We start from the raw sequence: 17,544 nt of genomic DNA on the forward strand, positions 1-17,544 counted from the left end.
TCATTAACTCTATCGCAATACCTTATTAACAAGTGGAACATTGACTCATATCGCATAATGTATCGCTAAAAAAACATCTGCTCATAACAGGCATAAAGTGTACTTCCTCCCTTCGCAACACTTGATGGACGCTTACCCTCCTATACTGTCGAAGCAGACTCACTTGCACTGAGTACTGTTCACTTCCTTTGGCTTCTTTCAACCTGATAGGTTTATACCAATCTCGTAACAAATCTCTGATCAGCCTAGCAGGTTAAAACACTTGATAACCGCGTTGAAATTTTTGATTATAGAATAACTACTTATCAAAAATATTCGCCTTGTTCTCAGTGTTTTTCCTGCGCTATTTCTGACCATTTAATTACTGTTATTGGTATTACCAGTTTCGCTAGGCAAAAAAAAGCCAGCTAAATTTAGCTGGTTTTTAGTATCAATCTATTGGAAGCGTATTAATAAAAACTGTGTGATTTTGTTTCCGATAGTTCAAGTAAAATAGTACTGCCTAATAAGACAATTTTTAAGCCTAAAACTGCACTTACTACAAAAACCCCATCAACAGATAAGCCACTGATTAGCATCGCTAAACAAACAAATGTCACCACTAAATCAACACATGGTAGTGCTAGACATTTGATTCTATTTTGTCGAAATACTCGCACTACAGTCGATAGTTCATCAAACAAAAAATAAGCAATTGCTGTCGCCGCTACGAAAGTTAAAGCTTCATTCGCAAAAAAAGTCATTGAATAAGAAGCAAGAAACAGTAATATGGTCAGTGTTGCATAGCCGTTAAAGCCTTTTGCTGCAATGGTTTGTTTGAAGGTGCTCTCACAACCAGCCAATATAACGACTAATGTAATGGCAAAAATAGCAAATCCAATTGATAAAATTTGAACAAAAAGGGCGTGAGATATTAGAGGATAAGCCATAGTGAAGAAACCAATAACTGCGGCCCCTACCCCTACGGTAACTTGAATACGTAAGTCTGAGGTTAAATCAGAGCTAACTGTGTTTGATTGTTGATTAAAAAAGTGAGTCGTCATGAGTATGTCAAATCCTTGTTTAACAACGAAAGTTTCGCTGTTAGGTGATGGATTAATAGTACTCTTCGAATACCAGACCATTGATTAAAGCCCTTAACGGCTTCTCAATTTATTCATGATAGTTAGCTGTTGCTTACTATGAAAACAGTTCCAAATGCTAATTTTAGACACTGGATACAATCTGGCACTCTAAGTGTACTAAAGCACTCACAAATTTATCTCGCGAGTGCTTTTTAAACCAATAAGTTATTGGGTTGACAGTTCTCTTAACAGTGGGAAGGCTTGCTTAGTTTTGTCTTCCGTTGCAATAAATCCGATCATAGTATCATCGTCATTATATGCTTTGGCTACAATACCATCAGCATGTATGTCTAGATTCCAACGCGCTACAACACTATCTGTTGTTGTTCCGCCAAGTTGAATTGGATAACTAGGTGTTTTAACCTTCACCATCATGTTAGGTAATACCACAGAGGTACGCTCACCCAATAGTGTTTTTGCTAAAGACGATGCACTTATTACTGTTGGTTGAAGATAGGCTCTTACTTGGCCGTTCTGCTCAGCACAATCACCCAGTGCATAAATATCTTCACATGATGTTTGCATAGCATCATCTACACAAATACCACGGTTAGTCGATATTCCTGCTTCACTTGCAAGCACTGTATTTGGGATTAAACCGGTACAGACTAGGACTTCATCAACATAGACAACATCGCCATGCGCTAACGTTACCATAAAGCCTGTATCTGTTTTTGCGACCTGTTTCACGCCTTGACCTAATTTCACATCAACATTCAGTTTCTGCATGCCTTGATCAAGTTTTAAACCAATGAATTCAGGTAATTGGTTTGCCATCAAGCGAGGAGCTGCTTCAACTACCGTCACTTTTTTGTCAGATAGCGCTAAATCCATGCTGATTTCAACACCAATTAAGCCACCACCGATAACCAAAATTGATTTTGCGCTGGTCAGTCTATCTCTAAATTCTTCAAACTCTTGCAAGCTATTTAAAGTAATTGGCGCACTCTCTTTGAGACCTTCAATTGGCGGCATGAAAGGCTTAGCGCCTGTTGCCATAACCAGGCTTGAGTACTCATAGTTTTTGCCATTAGCCACGACTACTTTAAGTTGTGGATTGATTTCACTCACTAGATGCTCGGCACATAGTTCGATATTGTGCTGCTGTACAAAGTCATCAGCTTTAGACGTAATTAAGTCTTCTGCTGTTTGTTGCTTTGAAACCACATGGCTTAAATCCGGTTTATTATAATCATGACCTTTATCGGCGGTAATGATTCGAATTGGCACTTCAGCATTCATTCTGCGGATTGTTTTTACCAATTGGTAAGCGGCAAAGCCGCTACCGATTATCGTAATTGGATTCATTATTATGCGCCTCGCTTGTGTGGTGCAAATACATCTTTACCTAGGTGACACTCTGGGCACAAGAAGTAATCAGGAACATCGCCCCACGCTGTACCAGGCTCAACACCTTGGTTTGGCTCACCAATTTCAGGATCGTAAATCCAGTTACATACAGTACAAATCATGCAGCCACAGTCACTACCGTGAGCTTCAGATGTTGCTGCTGGAGTTGCAGTTGCAGCCGGTGCTGTAGCTTGAGGAATCGCAATAGATAGAGGTTGAACTTCTTCTTGTTCCACTGTCATTGGTTGAACATTAAGAGGGTGCAATGCCCATTGCTTAGCCACTTGTTGACCGTGTGCACGACACGTTCTCATTGCTTTACCATCTGGACGCCATTTTGTTTTTAGGCCAGCGACAGTTTCAAAACCTGCGTCAGTTAGACGTGAATGGATACGGTCAACCGCGCCACCATTCCAGCCGTAGCTACCAAAAGCGCCTGCTTTTTTCTGTTTGAAGCGAAGACCAGTGATCTCTTCAAGCATACCGGCAACTTTAGGCATCATTACGTTGTTCATTGTTGATGAACCAACCAAAATACCTTTTGAACGGAATACTTGCGCTAGGATTTCATTCTTGTCATGACGAGCAACGTTAAATACTTTTACGGCTACAGCAGGATCCACATCATGGATGCCTTGTGCAATTGCGTCAGCCATCATACGAGTATTGTTTGACATTGAATCGTAGAAGATAGTAATGCGATCTTCTTGATAATCCCCTGCCCACTCCAAATATCTTTCGATGATTTGTGCTGGGTTATCACGCCATACGATACCGTGAGAAGTCGCAATCATATCTACAGGCAGGTTAAAGCTTAGAACTTCTTTAATTTTTGCTGTAACAAGGCTGCTAAACGGAGTCAAAATATTTGAGTAGTAACGTAGACACTGATCCATTAGCTCAGTTTGATCGACTTCATCGTTAAATAGGTGTTCATCACAGTAGTGCTGACCAAATGCATCGTTACTAAATAGAACAGCATCACCTGTTAGGTATGACATCATGCTATCAGGCCAATGCAGCATTGGTGCTTCAACAAATACAAATTGTTTGCCATTACCGATGTCTAGGCTATCACCTGTTTTTACGGTTCTGAAGTTCCACTCTGGGTGATGATGGTGACCAACAATTGAATCAATTGCCGCTTCTGTACAGTAGATAGGAGTGTTGGGAATGCGCTCCATTAATGCAGATAATGCACCAGCGTGATCTTCTTCAGCGTGGTTGATGATGATGTAGTCGATGCTGTTAAGATCGATTTCCATTTCTAAGTTTTGAACAAATTGATGGCTAAATCTATGATCAACAGTATCGATAAGTACTGTTTTTTCTTCACGAATAAGATAACTGTTGTAGCTGCTACCTTTTGTTACTTTGAATTCTGTACCGTGGAAATCTTGAATTTCCCAGTCGCGTTGGCCAACCCAATGGATGTTGTTCTTTACGTGAATAGTCATAATTAAAGCCTTTATTTTTCTAAATAATAATTACCTTTCTTATAGCATTAAGCGTGCCAACTTTTTAAGTCCTTGATTTTAAAGGAAGCAGCATTATTAATGAAGTGTTCTTTGTATTTATGACAAGATATTTTTATTGTTAATCTGATAATTTTTATCAAAATAACAAACATGCTTCGCTAATGTAATGAGCTGTTGTTATAACGGTGGTTGTGAATTATTGCTGTGAGTAGGCATAAAAAAACGCAGTAACCTTATGATTGTAAATAAGGTTACTGCGTTTTTAATCTTGTATATGCTCTGTATTAACTCTTAGCTTACCAATAGTTCTCAGAGCTAAAGTGTCCAGTTTTGCGTCTCAAATGCTTGTGGTAGCCTCTATCGCTCAATGAAAGCCCACTCTCTCGCACCATTGCTGGATTACCACACAAGTAAACAAACGTTTTTTCCATATCCAGTTTCACACCAGTATGTGATTCTAAGGTTCTTTGATCGATCAAATGTGGAACTCGACCAGTCAAACCTTCGTCTAATTTCTCTCTTGAAACAATAGGAACATATTGAAGTTTGCCAGCAAATTTCTGTTTCAGTTCTTCAATTAAGCTTTTATAAACAAGGTCTTGTTGAAAACGCACCGCATGCACTAAAATGATATCAGTATAGTGTTCTGGAAAGTCTTCAGTTTGTAGAATCGATAAATAAGGACCGATACCTGTTCCGGTAGCCATCAGCCACAGCTCTGTCGCGTGCTGCGGAACTTCATCTAATGTCATAAACCCAGCACATTGGTCACCGACCATCACTTCATCATTCGGGTGCAAAGTATGTAGGTTTGGAGATAAAGCGCCATCCAGATCGGCGATAATTAAAAACTCCAATTCTTCAGTTTTTGCATAATCTTCAGGAGAATTTACGATTGAATACGCTTTGCGTAAAAACTCACCTTTTGCATCGTACAAACCTAATTTGGTAAATTGCCCGGCAATAAACGAAAGACCTTCGATTTTCACTCGTAGCGAAAACAATATATCGGTCCAATCTTTACGAGAAACAACTAAACCACAATTAAATCCGATATGTGGAGTCATGACATCTCACCTCTGCTCTTCCTAGTACAATTATCTTATTTAATATAGCAAAAGGTATGCCAACATCTAATATTGTGCAAACTCAGCCTGTTACGTATATCGCGTGCTACTAGAATATCATTTTGACAAAACAATTCCATATATCTAAATGACAATATCTTGTTATACTGACAAACCAGTAAGCCTACTCGTCAGCTAAGCAGAACGCATAATGAAACAATACCAAAGTGAATGGATCCAAGTTGCTCGTGACATTACCTCGGGGATCTCTGAACAAGATCGCTTTCAGCGTTTGCTGGCTACCATACGTAATATGCTTAAATGTGATGCGACCGCATTACTATTATTCCAAAAGCAAAACTTTATTCCGCTGGCCATTGATGGCCTCAGTGATGACGTATTAGGACGCCGCTTTAATATAGAGCAGCACCCTAGACTTGAAGCGATTGCCAGAGCTGGCGACATTGTGCGATTCCCCTCAGACAGTGATCTGCCTGATCCGTATGATGCATTGATTCCTAACCATGCACAAAAACTTGAAGTCCACTCCTGTATTGGCCTGCCGCTGTTTCAAGATGACACATTAATTGGCGCGGTAACCATTGACGCTTTTGATCCCACTCAGTTTGATACCTTTCCTGATGACCACTTCCGTCTGATCAGTGCACTTGCAGCCAATAGCTTAAATACCGCTTTGTTAGTGGCTAAACTTGAAGAAAATATTGGCGTTGCTGAGCCTTCAAAAAAGAAACTCGCACAATATGACCAACTAGACTTTATTGGGAAATCCCAAGGCATCATTGAGCTAAAATCACACATCAACGCTGTGGCAAATACCGATCTTTCTGTTTTGATCATGGGCGAAACAGGGGTAGGTAAAGAACTTGTCGCGCATGCCATTTACTCTCAGTCACAGCGAAAAGACGCCACGTTTGTTTACCTTAACTGCGCCGCTTTACCCGAATCTGTTGCTGAAAGTGAATTATTTGGCCACATTAAAGGCGCATTTACCGGTGCAATAAGTGATCGTAAAGGGAAGTTTGAGCTTGCCAATAAAGGCACTCTGTTTCTTGATGAAGTGGGCGAACTCTCTCTTGCCCTACAAGCTAAGTTACTTAGAGCATTGCAATATGGCGACATACAGCGTGTCGGTGATGACAGTAATATTAAAGTTGATGTGCGCATTATTGCCGCAACCAATAGAACCATGCACGAAGAAGTCAAAGAAGGTAATTTCCGTTCCGATCTTTACCATAGATTAAGCGTATTCCCAATTTTTGTGCCACCACTACGTGACAGAGAAAAAGACGTTATCTTATTAGCCGGCTTCTTTGCTGAGCAATGCCAACACAAACTCAACCTTTCTAGCATTACTTTAGATGCGGATGTATTAGTGCTATTACAAAATAATCCTTGGGAAGGTAACGTGCGCGAGTTAGAGCACGCCATCAATCGAGCCAGTGTTATCGCAAAAGCAGAAAGTAACGCGCCTCATTTGATATTAAAGCCTCATCACTTTCAGTTTACTAACACTGAGATGGCGACAGGTGCACCATCAATATCGTCATTCCAAGAATCTAGTGCCTTGCCGATCACCCAATATCATGATTTGCCGTTAAAAGAAGCCACTGAACAATTTCAAATGCAATTGGTGCAATCTACATACTTAAAAAATGACAAAAAGCTCAGTGCTACAGCCAAAGATTTAGGATTAAATCCGGGTAATTTGCATCGCTTGATGAAACGTCTTGGTTTGAAATAAACTCTGCATTCAAATGATAGGAATGTCGCTCGCAATCAACTACTGTGAGCGGCAAATACAATCTAAATCATGGTCATTAACAATGCCCGTCGCCTGCAAAAAGGCATATAAGGTTGTACTGCCCAAGAACTTAAAGCCTCGTTTTTTCAAATCCTTAGACAACTGATCAGATAACGGCGTGGTTGCCACAACAGCGTCACCTTCTACTCTTTGATCTATGGGTTGATCATTCACATAAGCCCAAATAAACGAGCTAAAACTGCCATATTCACGCTGAATATCAATAAACAAATGCGCATTGTTAATGGCTGATTCTATTTTTGCTCGGTTGCGAATGATGGAACTATCTTGCATTAGCTCTTCTACGCGAGCGGCATCAAATTGGGCTACTTTCACTGGGTCAAAATTAGCAAACGCTTTTCGGTAACCCTCTCGACGCTTGAGAATGGTGTACCAACTGAGCCCTGCTTGAGCCGATTCTAAAATGAGAAACTCAAAAAATACTTGGTCATCATAAACAGGCCTACCCCATTCTTTATCATGATATTCCACGTAGTCAGGTTTGCTCGTATCAAGCCAATCACATCGCTTTACTGTTTCACCCATTATGCTTTCCTTATGAGGTAGTGATACCAATCGTAGCAAGTCATCCAAGTATAAACGAACAAAGGTTACCTTAAGGTAACCTTTGTTGATTAAGCATAACGCCTTACTAGATTTTAACGACTTCTATTTTATAAAACAGTCGATACAAAACAGGCACAACAATCAAGGTCAGAACGGTTGCAAAGCCTAAGCCAAACATGATGGTTACCGCCATTGGCTTAAAGAATATATCCGGCAATAACGGAATCATACCCAATATCGTGGTTATCGCCGCCATACAAACCGGCCTTACACGACTTAATGCCGCTTCAATCACCGCATGATAAGGCTCCTTGCCCGAATGTATTTCCAGCTCAATTTGGTCAATCAAAACGATACCGTTTTTCAATAGCATCCCAGAAAGGCTCAAGAAACCAAGCAATGCCATAAAACCAAATGGCGTATTTAGAACCAGCAGTCCGGTGGTTACGCCAATCAATGCCAGCGGCACCGTCAGCCATACAATCAGAGATTGCTTCACCGAATTAAACAAAAACACTGTGATCAAGAACATGAACAAATAGCCCATCGGCATTGTTGAAAATAGGGAGGCTTTAGCATCGCCCGATGATTCATATTCTCCCCCCCACTCTAGGCTATAACCCGGTGGCATTTCTATCGCTTCAACCTTGTCTTGTATTCTTGCCTGTAGTGTTGCGGCCGTTTCTTCGCCAAGAATGTCTGGGTCAGCAAATACCGTTAACATACGCTTTCTGTTTTTACGGATGATCAGCGGATCTTCCCAGCGAATTTCATTACCCAAGGTGATTTGTTGTAAAGGAATGTAATCCCCCAACACTGGGCTCCAGATCTTCATACCTTCGATGCTTCTAAAGTCTATGCGCTCTTCTTCCGTCAAGCGAGTCACTATCGGCATTAACGTTGTCCCGTCACGGTATACACCAACGGTCAATCCAGAAAATGACATTTGTAAGAAGTCGTCTACTTCATTCTTACTGATGCCATAGCGACGAGCCTGACTTTCATTAAATTGAGGCTCAATCACTTTCGTGCGCTCTCGCCAGTCATGGCGCACCCCGGTAGTGCCCGGATCAGCATTGAGAATATCAACCACTTGAGCGGCAATCGTTCTTAGCACCGTAGGATCAGAACCAATAATTCTGGCTTCGATCTTCGCTCCGCCACCGGGACCTAATTCAATTTGTTTTAGCTTATAGCTAATTTCAGGGAAATGATCCGACACGTAATTGCGATATTTATCCATGATGTCATGAAGCACTTCATAGCTTTCAACCCGAGTAATGATTTCACCATAGGCGGCGTAACTCTTCTCTGGGGTGTAGGTCAGCATGAATCGCTCTAAACCTTTACCTGCGGTCGTTGTTACAGCCTCTACGCCATCTTGCTCCAATAACCAACTTTCTATTGCTTTTAGCTTGGTATTTGTTACCCGAATATCACTTCCTTCGGGTAGCCAAACATCCGATAAAAATATAGGCGTTGTGGACGATGGGAAAAATGCTTGCTTAATATAACCAAAACCATAAATGCTCACAGCCAGCGCCAACACCAACGTTGTTACTGTCGTCCAAGCGTTTCGCATACAAAGTTCTAAGAATTTTTTATAAGAGACAAAGATAAAACCATTGTAGGGATCACTGTTTTCGCCATCTTTAAATTTTTGACCTTTAAAGAAAATGTCGGCAAAGAACGGGGTTAAGGAAATGGCGGTAAACCATGACAGCATAAGCGAAATGAGCAGTACTGAGAACAGAGTACGACAATACTCACCGGTCGAGTCTTCTGACAGCCCTATCGGTGCAAACGCAGTCACGGCAATGACCGTTGCGCCCAACAAAGGCCACTTAGTTTGCGTCACGATGTCGGTTGCCGCTTGCAGTCTGGTTCGTCCTTTTTGCGTCCCGACTAATATGCCTTCAACCACCACAATCGCATTGTCCACCAGCATCCCTAAGGCAATAACCAATGCACCTAATGAGATTCGTTGTAAATCAATGGCAAAGTACTTCATAAAGACAAAAGTACCGAGTACGGTCACTAGCAAAATTAAACCAATGAGCAGGCCTGAACGCAGCCCCATAAAGAACAACAGCACGATAATAACAATCGCTACCGCCTGACCTAGACTCACAACAAAACCACTAACGGATTTATCGACTTCTTTGGGTTGGCTATAAATTTCAGAGATTGAGATACCAAAAGGCTGCTGATATTTCAACTCAGCCAAGCGTTCATCAAGGTGCTTACCTATATTGACAACGTTTACACCGGCGTTGAATGAAACGCCCATATTAAGCGCCATATTGCCGTTATAATTAACGATATTACTTGGTACATCGATGTAACCACGCTTAACTTCAGCCACATCACGTAGATAAATAAGACCCGAATTTTCCTTTGCCGAATCGGTAATGATCAGATCGCCAAGCTGATCCACATCCTGAAACTCTCCCGTAGGATGAATACGAATATACTCATCACCAATGCGTACTGCACCAGCCGGAGATATTATGTTTTGGGTGTTTAAAAGATTGGTTACCGTATCTGGTGAAATACCCAGAGTATTTAAGCGCTTCATCGACATTTCGATGAAAACTTGCTCTTGCTGCTCTCCCGAAACCGCCACTTTACTGACGCCATCCACAAGCTCTAACTCGCGGCGTAAATAATCAACGTAATCTAAAAGCTCTTTATAGGAATACCCTTCACCTGTTACTGCAAGCAATACGCCATAAACATCGCCAAAATCATCGACAACCGCAGGCGTATTCACCCCCGGCGGCAAGGTTCCTTCTAAATCGGTTACTTTTCGGCGAAGTTCATCCCATATTTGCGGTAAATCATCCGGACCATAGTTATTTTTCATCGTCACTGTGATTTGCGACAAACCACGACTGGAAATCGAATTAACTTCATCAACATACGTCAATTGCTGAATGGCTTTCTCTATGGGGTAAGTGACTTCTTCTTCTACCTGCTGAGGGGTTGCGCCGGGGTAGCTGGTCACTACCATCGCATCTTTAATCGTAAAAGCGGGATCTTCTAAACGACCGAGTTCAAAGAAAGAGAATGCGCCTCCAATAAAAAAGATCAAAGAGATCATCCAACTGATCACTTTGTTTTTTATAAAATAGGCGGCGATACCCTTGCTACCATCGTCATTTTGCTGCTCGAGATTATTCTGGCTCATTGAACAGCCTCCTTCTTAATCACTTTTACTACCGATCCATCTCGTAATTGTGAAACGCCTTTCACCACAATTTGTTCTGCGCCTTCAAGACCACTAATTATCTGTATGGTTGTGTTGCGCATTTTTCCTAACTCAACTTGTTGTTTTCGTACTTTATCGCCTTCAAGTACCCAAACATAAGTCTCTGCGCGATCCAGATCGTCACCATCGGCATTAATTACCGCGGTAAGCGGAACATCCGTTCCGACACTGACATTAAGCCCAGCATCACTGCTGCGCGCAGTCACTTCTAGCGCCATCCCATCAAGAATGACCTCTTGTTCCGGCATTGGCATAATCAAGGTTAAGTTATACGTCCCTGTCGCGGGATCAGGCTCTGTTGTAAATTCTTGAATTTTCGCATCATAAATACTGCCACTTTCGGTCTTAACCTTAGCGGTGACTTTTCTGAGATCCCTTTGCGTTGGTTGATGCACAAATAAACGATCCGGCACCTGAATGAGTACTTCAACGTCATTCACGCTATGAATATTGACTATTTGCTGTCCAACTTGGATGTTTTCAAAACGATCGACATTCACTCGCGAAATAATCCCATCGGTTGGCGCTGTCAATGTTGTGAATTGCAGGTACAGTTGCGCCAGCTTCAAATCAACTAAAGCCACACTTCGCTGTGCTTTAAGTTCATCAAATTGAGATTGGGCTAACAATCCTTTTTTGACCAAAGGTTGAGAACGTCTGTATTGGCTATTAATGGCGGCATAACTGGCTTTCGCATTATCGACCGCAATTTGAAAATCACGCTTGTCTAACTGTGCCAGTAAGTCGCCTTTTTTAACCTTGTCGCCTTCTTTAACAACAAGTTCGGTGATCTCTCCTGATACTCGAAAACTCAAATGAGAACGCAAAGCGGCTTGAGCAATAGCTGGAAAATAAAGACGATCGGTCACTTCAGGATTGCCTAGTTGCAATACATCAACTTTGGCGACATGATCAATAGGTTTTATCACTGATTTATCGCAACCGATGAGCGCCGTTGATAGCGCCGCTAACATCATGCTTCGATAGAGCCATTTTTTATTTTCCATCACAAGCCCCTCTCCTTGATCCACTCTCGTACTTTCATACCGGATTTAAGTTCTTTAACGCCAGATAGCACAATTTCATCACCGTCTTTTAAACCTGATGTCACCTGACCTTCTGAGCTCAGTGACACAGAGACTTGCTCAACGGTAAAGTCCTCTTTCACACGCCATACGCACTGTTGATTTGCACAAGAAAATAATGATGTTTGTGGCAACTTAGACGGCTTAATTCTTGGGAGAGTGACATGTATATGCCCCGACATTCCCGGCAATATGCCCAAGTCTTGAGGTCGCTCCATTATCATGGTGACTTTGTAGCTGCCTGTGGAATGATCAGATTCGGTATCAATTTCCTGAAAGGTAACCGGAAATTTGTGCTCAGGAAATGAATCAAACACCATGTACGATTTCACTGCATCATAGCCACGAAAACGAGTCAGTATTGATTCTGGTAGAGGGAAAATGATTTTTAGTAGATCATTTGATTGGATGTTCATCACGCCTTGCTTGGCGTCAACATACTCAAAATTATCGATATTGATCAGAGAAATAGTGCCGTCAAATGGCGCGGTTAATTTGGTGTAGCTGTAGTTTGCTAGAGCTTGATCGTAGTTGGCACGCGCTGACTTATGCTTGGCCCTCGCTTGATCATATTCTTGCTCTGATACAACCTTATCTTTAATTAGCTTTTTGCTTCGATTAAATTGCACCGTGGCAAGATCAAAGTGCGCTTTCGCTTGCGATCTGAGTAACTTATATTCTTTGTCATCAAGGATGGCGAGTACATCGCCCTTCTTCACCATCACGCCTGCCTTTACTGGCAAACTTGATAGCTCTCCAGGGACTCTAAATGCCAGTACCGCTCTATCTCCTGCTGATGAGCTTGCAGGAAATATTCTCTCAAAACTTTTTTCACCAACCGATACCGTTAGAAATTTCGCCGGTCGAGATTCTGGCTCAGAAACGACATCTTCCTTGGTGCCGCAACCTGTTAAACTCAGTGCTGCCACCAGCACTGCCAATCCGTGAGTACGCATAATATTTCCTTATTTAGCGACATAAGGATAATCATATATGTTTCAGGATGTTATATCTAGGTTAACGGTGGGTTTTGCGATGTTTTATCTGCGTAGGTTAAATGTTTAAAACAAGGTATGTAGCAATCACAGTCAGTATGCAGAAATAACCCAGCAAAACACTTGAAAACAAGACAAAAATTTCCATCCAATTATCGAGTGTTTAACTAGCGGTTTACCAGTACAAGATGAATCGTTATTTAGACTCTGCTTGAAGAAAGATTTGCTCTGTTTTCAAGTCTGTCATGTTACGAACTTGACGCCAGATATAGTAAAAGATACCAAACATCATCAACATACTTGGGATGGCAATAACGGGATAACTGTATAACGTCAGTTTACCTAGCTCTTCATTAAAGGCTGGTGTCCCTGCCGGACTTGTCACTATGTAAGTGGCTAACACGTAATTCATGACTGACGAGAAAGCAAAAGTGCTAGCAAAGAAGTAATTCGAGTTCATCAAACAACGGTCAAACGCTCTTTCATTACCGCCTTCTTTTAAACGAGCTTCAATTAAAGGCAGATTTAAAATCGACTTATTAAAGACCAGCTTTTGCATTAATGGGTGACGAGTAAAGGTTGAGCCTAGCACTGCAACACCAATCAAGCCTGGAATGAGCGCTTCTTTTAATGCCAGCCAGCGAGTATCTAACTCCAATAGACCGATACCACCGGTTAAAAGCACACTCACAAAACCCAACGCCGCAATAAAATTGAATTTTTTATTGCGAATCAACTCAAGTCCACCATATACAACAGGGAAAGCTAAGGCGACAACCAAAGAGAATACAGAACCTAAATATTCTTCACCGCTGAACTTCATTAAAATAAAAGAAGGGATAAAGACATTAAATAGAATTTCAAATAGCGGGTTTGATTTTTTAGGGGTGTTGTTACTCATAATCTTCCAGTGTTAAGTACGATGTATTAATTTAGCGAAAAGGATTGTTTCCTGCGAAAGGGGAAATGTAAAGTATTTAAGGTATGCAATGAGTAACAAGAAGCCAACGCGCACAACTTTCTACTTTATTTAGTGATCTATTTTAAGGGATGTGACTCATAAGAATCTGTTTTATTAATATGATTAAAATTTCCGCTATTTATTTTAACCATTGAAATAAATAGAAAAACACACTCATATATAGTCATCTCGCCTCATATCACAAATATCAATATTATTGCTTCAAGCTATATTTTGACTGATGAAATTGTCTATGTAGTCACAAAAAATCATACAATACTATTGTAGTCTTTATCTCACCAAACAAAGAAAACACTGAATCAAGTGAGATAAATATTATGAAAAAAGTATATCTAGCCCTAGCTATTACCGGCCTTCTAGCTGGTTGTGCAACTCAAGGTAACAACGCTCCTGCAACATCTGACGCAGCAAACACTGCAGCACCTGTTGTTGCTGTATCTGGTAAAAACCTTGTTGCAGATCCTCAAATTGCTGAGTTCCGTGCTAACAAGGGCCAAAGTGATGTTTGGGTTAAAGTCGCTAAGAAAAATGATGGCCTAGGCGATGTTGGTAGTTCAAAAGTTTCTGCATTTGCATCTGACGAAGGTTCTGCTCGTATTCGTTTCATTGGCGAAAATGACGACTTCTCTGCAACTCCTGGTCTAACTCAGCAAATTAACGTAGCACCAAATACTGATTACGTATTCTCGCTATACTTTGAAGATAAGAAAGGCGAAGCTTCTCCTACTTCATTGCTAGCTGGCGCAATGGGTACAGATGGTAAAGCAATTTCTGAAGAAACATTCCACGTAAGTGATCTTGGCGATGCACCTCGTGCTGACCGTAGCACTTTCCGTCAAGTAACTGTTGCATTCAATACTGGTAGCAACACTTCAGTATCTGTATTTGCTAAATTGAAAGTAACTGACAAATCAGCTCTAAACATGGGCGGCAACATCGGTAAACAAACTGAAGTTCGTGTTGATGGTTTCTCTCTAGCTGCTAAGTAATTTTACTGACAGTAATTGAAATTTTCAGAACATAATAAAAACGCCAATCCTATTTAGGGTTGGCGTTTTTTCTTATCCATCACGGTTAACTTTGCAAAATGTTTCAGGTTATAAGTTTCTAAAATCAGCCTGCGTTTTTCGAGAGTCCGAAGTGACAAATGCTTCCATCTTACGTAATGTCATTTCCATCTCAGCAAAATCTTGCTCTGTAACCGCTAATAGCTCTTTAGGCGCACGCCCAGATTGCCAAGGCTTATTTTTCATTTGATGATCATACTGCTGCTGACGAGTTTGAAAAATCTGCGGTGATTGCTTTTCTAACATTAAACTAGTGGCAAAATAGCCTAAAATGATGACAAAGCCGCCACCTAATAAGGTTGCCGAGACAAAAAGAATTCGCACCACCCATACTTCAAAGCCAAATCGAGCCGCAATACCGGCGCACACGCCCGTCAATTTACCGTTTTGAGTATCTCGATATAATCCCTTCACGACTTACCTCTCCAATCTGGAGACTCGGCATCCAGTATTTTCTCAAGGGTTTGAATGCGTTGCTTCATTTGTATTGCTTTACTTGAAAGCTGTTGTAGCTGCTCTCTTTCATCAGAAGACAAACCTTGGTTTAGCTTACGTTTACTTCTATAGTGCAAAATGAGCCAAAGTGGCGCGACGAAAATAAAGAAAACGCTCAGTGGTACTGTAATCAATGCTGTAGACATTAAATTCCCCGTCTATTATTTTTATTAACCTTGTACATTAAAGTGGTTTATTAACGCTATTTTTCATTTTTTGCAGCTCTTGCTCAATTTCATCATCAGCTTGTAAGTTGGCAAACTGATCATCCAAACTGGCTTCTTTGCCTATATCAAAGCTATCTGCATCCGCTTCCAAGCGGTCAATTTTTTGTTGATATTGTTCAAACTTGGCCAAGGTGTCTTTAGTGCGGCTACTGTGTAAATGCTGCTGAATGTCTTTTCTGTTTTTCGCCGTACTCTGACGCATTGCTAAAGCAGATTGACGTGCACGTGTTTCAGTAATTTTATTTTCGAGTTTTCCTACTTCATCACTCAATTTACTGATCGTTTCATCGATCAACGTTTGCTCGGTTTGTAACGATTTGAGCAACTGCGTAATTCGTAGCTTTTCGACTAAAGCCGCTCGAGCTAATTCTTCACGTCCTCGGCTTAAAGCAAGAGAGGCTTTTTGCTGCCAATCTTGTACCTGCTCTTCTAGTTGCTGCACGCGGCGCTGCATGTCCTTACGCTCTGCCAATGCTTTTGCTGAATTGGTCCGAACTTCTACCAACGTTTCTTCCATCTCTTGAATAATAAGACGAATCATTTTTTCAGGATCTTCGGCTTTATCTAGTAATGAATTGATATTTGAGTTCACTATGTCAGCAAAACGAGAAAATATTCCCATTGGGTTCTCCTTATTTAATTCAGATGACAGCGACGGTATCACTCTCACTCATTCACTTTAATGTATTCAAATTACATGCCATATAAGGGAGCAGCGATTATTCACTCAGGTCACTCTTTAACAAAACCGATTTTTATTAATATAAATCAATAGATTATGTAAATGAAATCACCATATGAACTAGCTGACCTATCTCTCAATAATCCCAATTCACTCTATAAATAATTTGACTCTTGCCAAGGATAGTAAATTATTAACCATTAATAGGTAAAAAATACCAACCACAGCCCATAAGGAACACTATGAAGCAAACATTGATCGGTCAATCCGGTGCGTTGTTGTCGGTACTCGATAAAGTATCCAAACTTGCCCCTATTGAACGTCCAGTATTGATCATGGGCGATAGAGGTACAGGTAAGGAGTTGATTGCACAAAGACTCCACTATCTATCCAAACGTTGGGATAAACCTTTAATCAGCCTTAACTGCGCCGCACTCAATGAAGGGATTGTTGACTCTGAGCTCTTTGGTCATGAATCTGGATCATTTTCTGGCGCGACGGGAAAACACATTGGTCGCTTTGAACGCGCAGAAGGTGGCAGTTTATTTCTTGATGAATTAGCCACCACACCCACCACAGTACAAGAAAAACTATTGCGCGTTATTGAGTATGGTGAATACGAGCGGGTTGGCGGTCGGCACTCACTGCAAGCCAATGTAAGACTTATTTGCGCCACTAACGTCAACCTACTGGAACTGTCTCAACAAGGTCACTTTCGCGCCGACCTACTCGACCGACTCGCCTTTGATGTCATTTATTTACCCAGCTTGCAGCAAAGAAAAGAAGACATACTGCTCCTTGCAGAACACTTTGCTATGGGAATGTGTCAGGAACTAGGACTGCCTTTATTTGCAGGGTTTAGCGCAAAAAGCAAACAAGCACTTCTAGATTATGCATGGCCGGGTAATATTCGTGAATTAAAAAATGTCGTTGAACGCGCGATTTACCTAAACGACAAACCGAATAATCCAATCACTAAACTGGTGTTTAATCCTTTCATCAGTGCTGAGACTTCCGCGGAACAAGAAGCCATAGAACCTGAGTCACAACACATTGAAAAACCAGTAGTTTCTTTACCCATTGATTATAAACAATGGCAACACGATCAAGATACTGCACTTATTTCTAATGCCTTAAATCAAGCTCAATATAATCAAAAGAAAGCCGCCAGTCTGCTAGGCTTGAGCTATCATCAGTTTCGAGGAATGCTTAGAAAGTATAAAATGGTTTAAGATCAATCGCTAAGCTAATGGAGCTAACACGATAGAAGTGTTAAATTATGCAGTTCATTTTTAAAGTGCAATCAACGGTGCGTCAGCAGATGAAGACGGA

At 41.1% G+C, this 17,544-nt stretch carries 15 protein-coding genes; 3 read left to right on the forward strand and 12 right to left on the reverse strand.

Annotated features, from left to right (window positions below):
- Positions 1-449 precede the first annotated feature (449 nt).
- The 4 genes from A9260_RS07410 to A9260_RS07425 all read right to left on the reverse strand — a co-directional run bounded on the left by A9260_RS07410 (position 450) and on the right by A9260_RS07425 (position 5,019).
- Positions 450-1,043 carry a hypothetical protein gene (locus A9260_RS07410; protein ID WP_068697646.1) on the reverse strand — a complete coding sequence of 198 codons (594 nt, stop codon included), beginning with the start codon at positions 1,041-1,043 and terminating at the stop codon, positions 450-452.
- 246 nt (positions 1,044-1,289) lie between these two features.
- Positions 1,290-2,432 (reverse strand): NADH:flavorubredoxin reductase NorW, encoded by a 1,143-nt coding sequence (gene norW / locus A9260_RS07415; RefSeq protein ID WP_068697647.1) that lies wholly within the window; start codon positions 2,430-2,432, stop codon positions 1,290-1,292.
- A 2-nt stretch (positions 2,433-2,434) separates the two neighbouring features.
- Complete coding sequence (gene norV / locus A9260_RS07420; RefSeq protein WP_068697649.1) at positions 2,435-3,931, reverse strand: anaerobic nitric oxide reductase flavorubredoxin; 1,497 nt, start codon at positions 3,929-3,931, stop codon at positions 2,435-2,437.
- A gap of 317 nt (positions 3,932-4,248) precedes the next feature.
- Positions 4,249-5,019, reverse strand: coding sequence for a ferredoxin--NADP reductase (locus tag A9260_RS07425; protein WP_068697650.1), 771 nt, complete (start codon positions 5,017-5,019; stop codon positions 4,249-4,251).
- 211 nt (positions 5,020-5,230) lie between these two features.
- Here A9260_RS07425 and norR point away from each other — a divergent pair, with 211 nt between their 5' ends.
- Positions 5,231-6,781 (forward strand): nitric oxide reductase transcriptional regulator NorR, encoded by a 1,551-nt coding sequence (gene norR / locus A9260_RS07430; RefSeq protein WP_068697651.1) that lies wholly within the window; start codon positions 5,231-5,233, stop codon positions 6,779-6,781.
- 39 nt (positions 6,782-6,820) lie between these two features.
- Here the strand turns inward: norR and A9260_RS07435 are convergent, their stop codons facing one another.
- The 5 genes from A9260_RS07435 to A9260_RS07455 form a co-directional block, all read right to left on the reverse strand.
- On the reverse strand, positions 6,821-7,387 hold the full coding sequence (locus A9260_RS07435; protein ID WP_068697655.1) for a DNA-3-methyladenine glycosylase I: 567 nt from the start codon (positions 7,385-7,387) through the stop codon (positions 6,821-6,823).
- 106 nt (positions 7,388-7,493) lie between these two features.
- On the reverse strand, positions 7,494-10,598 hold the full coding sequence (locus tag A9260_RS07440) for an efflux RND transporter permease subunit (RefSeq protein ID WP_068697657.1): 3,105 nt from the start codon (positions 10,596-10,598) through the stop codon (positions 7,494-7,496).
- Entirely contained in the window at positions 10,595-11,686 is a 1,092-nt protein-coding gene (locus A9260_RS07445) for an efflux RND transporter periplasmic adaptor subunit (RefSeq protein WP_068697658.1), read from the reverse strand. Before A9260_RS07445 ends, A9260_RS07440 begins: the two co-directional genes overlap by 4 nt.
- Positions 11,686-12,720 (reverse strand): efflux RND transporter periplasmic adaptor subunit, encoded by a 1,035-nt coding sequence (locus tag A9260_RS07450; RefSeq protein ID WP_068697659.1) that lies wholly within the window; start codon positions 12,718-12,720, stop codon positions 11,686-11,688. Before A9260_RS07450 ends, A9260_RS07445 begins: the two co-directional genes overlap by 1 nt.
- A gap of 235 nt (positions 12,721-12,955) precedes the next feature.
- Positions 12,956-13,660, reverse strand: a complete 705-nt coding sequence (locus A9260_RS07455; protein WP_068697660.1) for a VC0807 family protein — start codon at positions 13,658-13,660, stop codon at positions 12,956-12,958.
- A gap of 398 nt (positions 13,661-14,058) precedes the next feature.
- Here A9260_RS07455 and A9260_RS07460 point away from each other — a divergent pair, with 398 nt between their 5' ends.
- Positions 14,059-14,730 carry a hypothetical protein gene (locus A9260_RS07460; protein WP_068697662.1) on the forward strand — a complete coding sequence of 224 codons (672 nt, stop codon included), beginning with the start codon at positions 14,059-14,061 and terminating at the stop codon, positions 14,728-14,730.
- Between the two features lie 108 nt (positions 14,731-14,838).
- Here A9260_RS07460 and pspC read toward each other — a convergent pair whose 3' ends face one another.
- Genes pspC through pspA form a run of 3 tightly spaced genes read right to left on the reverse strand, consistent with a single transcriptional unit; the run spans position 14,839 to position 16,152 of the window.
- A complete protein-coding gene (gene pspC, locus A9260_RS07465; protein ID WP_068697664.1) occupies positions 14,839-15,222 on the reverse strand; it encodes an envelope stress response membrane protein PspC in 384 nt (127 codons plus the stop codon).
- Positions 15,219-15,449 carry an envelope stress response membrane protein PspB gene (pspB, locus tag A9260_RS07470; protein ID WP_068697666.1) on the reverse strand — a complete coding sequence of 77 codons (231 nt, stop codon included), beginning with the start codon at positions 15,447-15,449 and terminating at the stop codon, positions 15,219-15,221. Before pspB ends, pspC begins: the two co-directional genes overlap by 4 nt.
- A 37-nt stretch (positions 15,450-15,486) precedes the next feature.
- Positions 15,487-16,152: a phage shock protein PspA gene (gene pspA / locus A9260_RS07475; RefSeq protein ID WP_068697668.1), complete on the reverse strand. Its 666-nt coding sequence runs from the start codon at positions 16,150-16,152 to the stop codon at positions 15,487-15,489.
- A gap of 302 nt (positions 16,153-16,454) precedes the next feature.
- Here pspA and pspF point away from each other — a divergent pair, with 302 nt between their 5' ends.
- The gene (gene pspF, locus A9260_RS07480) at positions 16,455-17,444 is read left to right on the forward strand and encodes a phage shock protein operon transcriptional activator (RefSeq protein ID WP_068697670.1); all 990 of its coding nucleotides are present in this window, start codon (positions 16,455-16,457) and stop codon (positions 17,442-17,444) included.
- Positions 17,445-17,544 lie beyond the last annotated feature (100 nt).

Source organism: Vibrio sp. UCD-FRSSP16_30 (assembly GCF_001676025.1).
Taxonomy (GTDB): Bacteria; Pseudomonadota; Gammaproteobacteria; order Enterobacterales; family Vibrionaceae; genus Vibrio.

Coding starts and splice junctions, on each gene's coding strand:
- A9260_RS07460 (WP_068697662.1), top strand. CDS start 14,059: ATGAAAAAAGTATATCTAGCCCTAGCTATTACCGGCCTTCTAGCTGGT.
- pspF (WP_068697670.1), top strand. CDS start 16,455: ATGAAGCAAACATTGATCGGTCAATCCGGTGCGTTGTTGTCGGTACTC.
- A9260_RS07425 (WP_068697650.1), bottom strand. CDS start 5,019: ATGACTCCACATATCGGATTTAATTGTGGTTTAGTTGTTTCTCGTAAA.
- A9260_RS07445 (WP_068697658.1), bottom strand. CDS start 11,686: ATGGAAAATAAAAAATGGCTCTATCGAAGCATGATGTTAGCGGCGCTA.
- A9260_RS07435 (WP_068697655.1), bottom strand. CDS start 7,387: ATGGGTGAAACAGTAAAGCGATGTGATTGGCTTGATACGAGCAAACCT.
- A9260_RS07450 (WP_068697659.1), bottom strand. CDS start 12,720: ATGCGTACTCACGGATTGGCAGTGCTGGTGGCAGCACTGAGTTTAACA.
- norR (WP_068697651.1), top strand. CDS start 5,231: ATGAAACAATACCAAAGTGAATGGATCCAAGTTGCTCGTGACATTACC.
- norW (WP_068697647.1), bottom strand. CDS start 2,432: ATGAATCCAATTACGATAATCGGTAGCGGCTTTGCCGCTTACCAATTG.
- A9260_RS07440 (WP_068697657.1), bottom strand. CDS start 10,598: ATGAGCCAGAATAATCTCGAGCAGCAAAATGACGATGGTAGCAAGGGT.
- pspB (WP_068697666.1), bottom strand. CDS start 15,449: ATGTCTACAGCATTGATTACAGTACCACTGAGCGTTTTCTTTATTTTC.
- pspA (WP_068697668.1), bottom strand. CDS start 16,152: ATGGGAATATTTTCTCGTTTTGCTGACATAGTGAACTCAAATATCAAT.
- norV (WP_068697649.1), bottom strand. CDS start 3,931: ATGACTATTCACGTAAAGAACAACATCCATTGGGTTGGCCAACGCGAC.
- A9260_RS07455 (WP_068697660.1), bottom strand. CDS start 13,660: ATGAGTAACAACACCCCTAAAAAATCAAACCCGCTATTTGAAATTCTA.
- A9260_RS07410 (WP_068697646.1), bottom strand. CDS start 1,043: ATGACGACTCACTTTTTTAATCAACAATCAAACACAGTTAGCTCTGAT.